Annotated in this window: 5 protein-coding genes and 1 tRNA gene; 3 read left to right on the top strand and 3 right to left on the bottom strand. The window is 37.6% G+C overall.

Annotated elements, in window-relative coordinates; translation table 11 throughout:
- Nucleotides 1-635: 635 nt before the first annotated feature.
- Complete coding sequence (locus tag BW961_RS12425) at nt 636-1,193, top strand: collagen-like triple helix repeat-containing protein (RefSeq protein WP_068587316.1); 558 nt, start codon at nt 636-638, stop codon at nt 1,191-1,193.
- Between the two features lie 368 nt (nt 1,194-1,561).
- On the opposite strand, the gene BW961_RS12420 is transcribed toward BW961_RS12425, so the two are convergent.
- Together BW961_RS12420 and BW961_RS12415 are read right to left on the bottom strand one after the other, a co-directional pair.
- Nucleotides 1,562-2,092 carry a hypothetical protein gene (locus BW961_RS12420; RefSeq protein WP_068587385.1) on the bottom strand — a complete coding sequence of 177 codons (531 nt, stop codon included), beginning with the start codon at nt 2,090-2,092 and terminating at the stop codon, nt 1,562-1,564.
- Between the two features lie 531 nt (nt 2,093-2,623).
- Nucleotides 2,624-3,577, bottom strand: coding sequence for an alpha/beta fold hydrolase (locus BW961_RS12415; protein ID WP_068587314.1), 954 nt, complete (start codon nt 3,575-3,577; stop codon nt 2,624-2,626).
- Between the two features lie 249 nt (nt 3,578-3,826).
- Between BW961_RS12415 and BW961_RS12410 the strand changes: the two genes are divergently transcribed.
- Nucleotides 3,827-3,910, top strand: a tRNA-Leu gene (locus BW961_RS12410).
- Nucleotides 3,911-4,038: 128 nt separating this feature from the next.
- Entirely contained in the window at nt 4,039-4,359 is a 321-nt protein-coding gene (locus BW961_RS12405; RefSeq protein WP_068587313.1) for a transposase domain-containing protein, read from the top strand.
- A 69-nt stretch (nt 4,360-4,428) separates the two neighbouring features.
- Here the strand turns inward: BW961_RS12405 and BW961_RS12400 are convergent, their stop codons facing one another.
- Nucleotides 4,429-6,735 (bottom strand): glycoside hydrolase, encoded by a 2,307-nt coding sequence (locus BW961_RS12400; protein WP_068587310.1) that lies wholly within the window; start codon nt 6,733-6,735, stop codon nt 4,429-4,431.
- Nucleotides 6,736-7,101 lie beyond the last annotated feature (366 nt).

The raw sequence follows: 7,101 nt of genomic DNA, 5'->3' as shown, positions 1-7,101 counted from the left end.
ACTAAGGAATGGTCGATATCCAATTCTTTACCTACACTCTTGTAGCTCATTCCCTTTTTGAGATAGAGATTGACTGCCTTTTTCTTAAATGTAACATCGTAAGTCTTCCTAATTTCGCCCATAAAAAAATCCCCTCCATAATAGACAGATTAATCGGCTTGCTTTTTTCTGTCTACTATAAGGGGAGCATATCAATCTAATGGGTGCTCTTTCATTGAATCTATGTGCAAAAATTCCAAATCATATTTTCGTAGGGTACCGTACTTCGATTCGTCCCTGTTACACAATCACAAGTATCTGTGGAGATGTTGTAGCCACCACTCTTGGAGAAGCCCAAGAGCCAGCCCCTGCTGAATTAATAGTCCGGCAGGTAAATGCAATGATCCCTTCCCGATTCAGTATATTTCAGTATTAACGGTAATTCAGCAATGCCGTAATCTGAAAGAATACTTCCTAGAATCATAGGCAGATCATACACGCCTACTAATATACCTATGACTGATCCGATAACAGAAAGAGTTACAATCCCTCATGCTTCATCTAATTATTTTATCTATCACACATCCCGATACGCTAATGACCATTTACACAATTTGCCATAAACCTTTATATTTAATCTAAAAGAAGGTGCTAAAATGGGTAGTTCTAAAAAATATAAAATAGCTTATATAATTGAAAATAAAAAAGATTGTAGAAAAGTTCATAAAAGTAGATGCGAAAAAGAATGTAAGAAGTGTCCACCAGGACCAAGAGGAGTTACAGGTGCAACAGGTCCTTCTGGTGCTTCTGGTGCTACTGGACCCGCTTTATCCAGTTCATTTATCCAAGTATATAATAATGGAGCTCAAACGGTATTTGGGGGCGGTAATGTCACTTTCGACACCACCGGCATCGCACTGGGAGCATCACACTCTAACACAACAAACACTGATGAAGTTATCGTCCACATGGACGGCATCCATTCTGCAACTTTTACAGTCACACCTAATTTGCTTATTTCTGCTGGAAACTTCGGAGCAGAAAATTATATTATTACCATTGATGGTGTTGTCGTTCCAGCATCTAATTTTGTAACTTTTTTATCAATCGCGCAAAGCGCTTCCGAACGTGCTATATCACTAACCGCCTCTTGTCTATTAGCGATTCAAGCAGAACAAATCGTTCGACTGCAATACAACAACGACGTGGCTTAACACCTTCACAGCTTTATTCAGCGGGTTTGACGGCACACCCATTGTCAACGCTTCCTTAGTTCTGATCCGCATAGGTCCTATTTTTTAATTTTATCATTCACATAACTCATCAAGACTGCGGATTTCCTGTAGTCTTCTTTTTCTGCAACAAAACAGTTCTTTCATATTAGGGGTGAACCTCATGCATAACGCATTAAGGATCCAAATTTCAGGTATTATTCATTTTCATACCGGAGAACTTTATAACGTAATTGGAGTAGGTACTCACACAGTTACACCCCTTATTCCCTCACGTTAAACCCAACATTATTTTCCGAAACCCAGAACTCGATAGCGCTGGAATCTTGCATATCAGATGTTGTTAGCAACTAGGTAGTTTCTTCATTCTTTGAATAACTTGTAACGACAAAACATGTACTAAATGCAACCATTGTAGCTATTATTCCGAATAGTATCCCGATACCGCCCATAAAGGTATCCTCACCTGGATAAGTTGGTTTTAATGTTAGCCACAAATAAACTAATATTAGCGCCAACAAAGCATAAAATCCACTCCCTACTAGTCCCATCTTCACACGATTACCTTTACTCCCTTGCCATGCATTATTTAGTATTAACCATGAATAGATACTTCCAATGACTCCAAAGAGGATTACGAGCAATAGCAGAAATGACATTGAAAAATATATGGCTAAATAAATTCCAAATAGTGTAGAAGAAAATAGAACCGAATTAACAACGAACAGGAAAACGCCTCCCAACCAATGATTTTGATACCACTTCGTAATTCTTAGTCTTTGAACCATTTTATTATCGTTACGAACTATCTTTGTGATTGGTTTTTTATTGAATTTAACAACTAATATTACAAGAATCCCCATCAATAAGATCAAAGTCATGCCGTTCTCTCCTCCCACAACAACTTTACTTGTAAAAACATTCCACATCCATATTAACCCATCTATAGAGTTCTGGGAATCTAATATCATGATAAAACAAAGAACCAAGGCTCACCCCTGAAGGATGGCCTTGGTTAACCATTTATGAAACCACGACTTGCTGCCGGCGCAATCACACTCTTGCCTATTGTTTCGAAATGTCTGAGAAGTTCACTTTAGTTGCTGTTGGAACAACTGGAGCTGTAGGTGTTGTTTACCACCACTTGGATTGGTTCCAGTTCCACTGTCTTTAGACTGCTTCTTAATTCCACGTGATCAATGATATACGGATTAGACAGACTATACTCTGGTCAATTTCGTACGATACAGCGGTCAACTTATCGCATCAATGGTAATTCCAACGAAGGTCTGAATCATGACACGAATCCACTACAAAATACCCCGTAGCATTAATCGCTAACGAGGTCTAAAGTTATCATTAGAATTTATATATTTCTATTATGGATTGGATTCATTTAATGGATAGCTTCATCAATGTAATTGAGCAAGGAACTCATCCAATTCCTCTACAATTTCCTTACTTTTCTGATGATGGATGTAATGCTTGGCGTCGGGAAATACAACTTGTTTGACATCGGTGGACAATCCTTTTAGTTGATCCTGCGTCTCTTCCCAGTTCTTGTAACCATTATTTGTAGCGTAGAACTGCAGCATTGGCAAATCACCAAGTGAGTCACCCGCCAATACCTTTTGTCCATTCTCGCTCATTGCATTCATTTCAACTTTCATATTGTCGTTATTTATATTCTTGAGTGACATCACCACTTTGGTATCACTGAGCTCTTGTGGCAGTTCCGCAATGTCAATGAACAGTTCGTCCGTCACACCGAACTCGCTTAGGCCTCTCAGTAATCCCGAATTTTTGGCCGCACGCATAGCTTCCCAGCCCACCTTCATTAAAGGTGTCATACGGAAATCTCTGGCATACTGCGGGCTAATCCCATCAATCATGACAAGCGCTAACACTTCGTTAGGATAAAGCTGCGCAAAACGGATCATTTCGAGTGATCCCATGGAATGTGCCATTAGTACATACGGTCCTTGCTCTCCCGACTCTTTCAGTAGCTCATGCAATTCTGCTGTGATCACATCAATATCTCGGTTATCCTCGGTGGGTTCGCTCCAGCCGTAACCCGGTCTCTCATATAGAACGACATGCCTGTTAACATTAAGCCTGCTGTACAAGGGATAAAAGTCTGCAAATGGTGACGTGGTACCGCTTCCCGAGGTTAGGACCATCGTATATTCCCCCTCTTTCTTCCCGTTTGCATAGATATGCATCCGATGACCATTGATGTCAATCATTTGACCTGGTGGAAGCATCTCTTTCATATCTTTTCTCACTCCGGCCGCCTGGTATGTATATCCTGAAGCAATCAATAGCAGAATCACTAGAGCAACCATATAACGACGCTTGACCCTCATTGTATTAGCTTCCCTCCATTATATGAAAATATTTTCACCGCAATTTTACAGCATAGATTATATTAAAAAGCAATAAAAACCAACACCATTATAGTGTAATCCAATAAAAACCATTTGTATTATATTTTCTAAAAAAAATACTGTTGGCTCCAGTATGAAATTGTCTATTTATATCGTTCATCATTGGATTGACTGTACTCCCGGGCATATGTTAAAATATTCCTTACAAAGATTTACTTATCTAGATTTGCGGTCATGGCGGAATTGGCAGACGCGCTAGATTCAGGTTCTAGTGGTGTAACAACCGTGGAGGTTCGAGTCCTCTTGGCCGCATCCTATAAGGTTTTTATCGACTTATCCACAGGTGAATAATCTAGTGGTCGATATTAGACCCCATTTTGTAAAACTAAACCACTTAATTATCATGACACTAAATTCATGATAATTAAGTGGTTTTTTTGTTGCTTATATTTGCAATTCAGAATTTTATTGGTAATCGGGACTGGCCCTTTGCCCAATCGATAAAAGGTGCAAAAGCAAGAGCCATCGTCTATAGTATTGTGGAAACTGCGAAAGAACATCAGTTGAATCCATTGATATACTTAACTCATGTATTGGAACAATTATCTATAATCGATCGGACTGATTCGAAAAGCGCTGGAACAACTACTTCTATGGTCGAATGGTCGAAGTCTCTTCCGATAGATTGCCTTCCGAATAAAACCATACACAAACGCCCACCTGTTAGACAGGTGGGCGTTATTCGGCACGTACTTTCTTAGCGTTCAGATTTAGCCTCTTGGAAATTGTCTTAAGGAAAACAACCAGTTAAAATACGGATAATTTCACGCTTACTTTTCTGGTGTATAGATAGTATTACTATCTCCATCAATAATTAACGCTGATTTCCCCGGTATTGTCTGACCTTGATAGTTAAATTCATCTTCTGAGAAATTGGCTACTACACTTAATGCTTCACCATATTCAGTCATTTGAACGAGTCTATCATCTGATATCATTTGGAAATCTGTCATTTCTTGCTTTATTGCTTTTTTGCTGAAATTCGACCATACCTTAGAATGCTTTACTATTGTTTCTTTATGTTTTTCCCACTCCTGTTTATCTATATGATATAAGGGAGGTACATTATATAGTATCTCATACAACATCCTATTTGATATCTCATCTTCAAATTTTAAGGTTCCCCATCCCCACCAATGAGTGGTGATCACTGAATCGTTGTAAACCAACTTATATAAAGGAATCGTGTAGTATGAATCCAAAAATAACTTCTTGTACTTATCCTTTACAGGTATTTGTTTAGAAAACAGTTCCGGAACCCCACCATTACTCGAATAGTATCTTCCTACATAATACTCACTTTCTTTATTTTTCCCCATGTCCTCATCCATCCAAGAAAATGACGGTGTTTCTATTCCATGTGCGAAGGCAATTGTTTTGTTAGCAAAATCATTTCCGCCCTCCGTTCCAACTACCATACCCCATTCTTTTTGCAGATACTCCATTCTCTGAATTCTAGCCTGAATATCTTCCTCTTCCGTTGTAACATGCTCTGGTGAATAGTCATCATAAATCTCGCCAGTGCCATCTGTGTCTAAAAACCATGAGTTAAATGCTACACCAGTATTTAGAATCGAAGTTATTCTTTCTTTTACACTAGGCATTGCAAGCGTCGGATTTAGCTTTCTACCTTGCCCCTGGAATCCTTCGATCTTATCTCCATCTTTATTGGTTACAGTTGCATTCTCGTAAAGTGAAGTATCCTTAAACTTAGCAGTTACCCACTGCTCTTTACCTGGTTCATGGATGGAATGATACGAATCATAGGCGCCAATCAGATAGCCTTGGTCTTCTGCCTCTTTGACTAACTCTAGTTTAATGAATCCTTCCTGCCAGTCATCTAAGCCAATCCACATATTTTCTAACCCTGAATTCTTCATATCCTTTATCACATCTACAGTATTAGCATCTGCCCACTTCTCTATTGGGTCAACTACATCGCCAAGTATGCTTTTTAATAATCTCTTATTTAGGTTAATTAATTCAACGGGATTTAAATTTTCTAAGCCCGCGTTTAATAGCTTCTGAGTTTCTTTATCTGACTCACTAAATATTTCCGGATTATAGAATTCTTTTAGTTGCATTACGGCACTTAAGCCTTTTACTATTCTATTCTTAGTGTATTTGTCTAAATAATCTAAGTTATTTAAATCTTCAAATGCCGATGAAAGTTCTGAACCATCCTCAACCTTAGTAGTTAATAACCCCTGAATCCATAATCTCAGTTTTTCGGGAAAACTGTCTTTCAGTTTTGCCCATTTTATATTTTCTTCTGAAATCACAGTTCTGTCCCAAAAATAAGCATGAGGTGCACCGTAAAGTTTTTCAATATTACTATTTTCTTCAGCCTTATCCACTAAGGTTTTGAAGTCACCTTGTTCAATTAAATAATTTTTATAGGTCTTTGCAATATGAACTGGATTTTTTTCCGTTACATATATTCTAAAGCCATATTCCTTCTGTTTATTGATAGATGGAAACTCATGATTAAAAGTAAACTCAATATTATTTTCTGTATTAAACGTAATTTTATTATTAAAGGGATTTTTAATAATATATACTAACGAATATTTACTTTTATCAACAGCAAAAAACTGCATAGATAAAGCCTCAATTACCTTCATTTTTTCTTCGCTCAAATAATCTTTCCAAATAGAATCATTGCTTGGAATATACTTCCCTTCATTCAATGGGAGCATATATCCTTCACCTTTCACTTTTGGAAATTCAAACATGTTTTCATCATCTTTGCTAGATTTTATGGTCACATCAACATATTTGTCTTTTTTCTCAATATCAACACCAATTCCTTGTTCCAGATAGTTCCAGCTAACGTTATCTCCATTGTCTTTTAAATTTGAGACTTTCTTTTTCTCCAAAGGTTCAGAGGCTATCTCAGTAATTCCATTGGACTTCACCTCAATTGCTAGTGTCTCCGGATCTACACTAAAGTTAAAGTCTAAATTATCTGTTTGTGAAAGGACCTCTTTGCTTGGTATTTTTTTGTCGTTTACACACCCTGTAAGAATATTTGTTGCCATTGTAGCAATTAACACGATTGTACTTATTTTTCTCATGTATCGCACCTCCTTGATCAGAATAGACCAGTTGTGTTACGCGAATGTTACAAAAAACGCTAACCTTTTATTTTATTAATTCAAACCCCAAGTCCAAATTGTGATTTTCCACAATGGTCTTGATAATAGGTAATCTCAAACCTGTAGCAGATAGTGGTTGTTAAATATATAGTGTAGGAGTCAATTTACTTTCTTCTAATATTTATTCTAACATTGGTACGATAGCAATTCGTCGAACGTATCACGAACAAATCGGTCCATCAACGGAAATCACTTGTCTTGATTGCGATTTCAGCCAACGATTCCGATGTGTAGAGTAAGTATCAATTGTAAATTTTCTAGTGGTGTAACAACCGTGGAGGTTCG

This window comes from Paenibacillus macquariensis (genome assembly GCF_900156375.1).
In the GTDB taxonomy this organism is placed as follows: Bacteria; Bacillota; Bacilli; order Paenibacillales; family Paenibacillaceae; genus Paenibacillus_AQ; species Paenibacillus_AQ macquariensis.
Note: the sequence above shows the minus strand (reverse complement) of the source record. Positions and strands in the feature narration are given on the sequence as shown.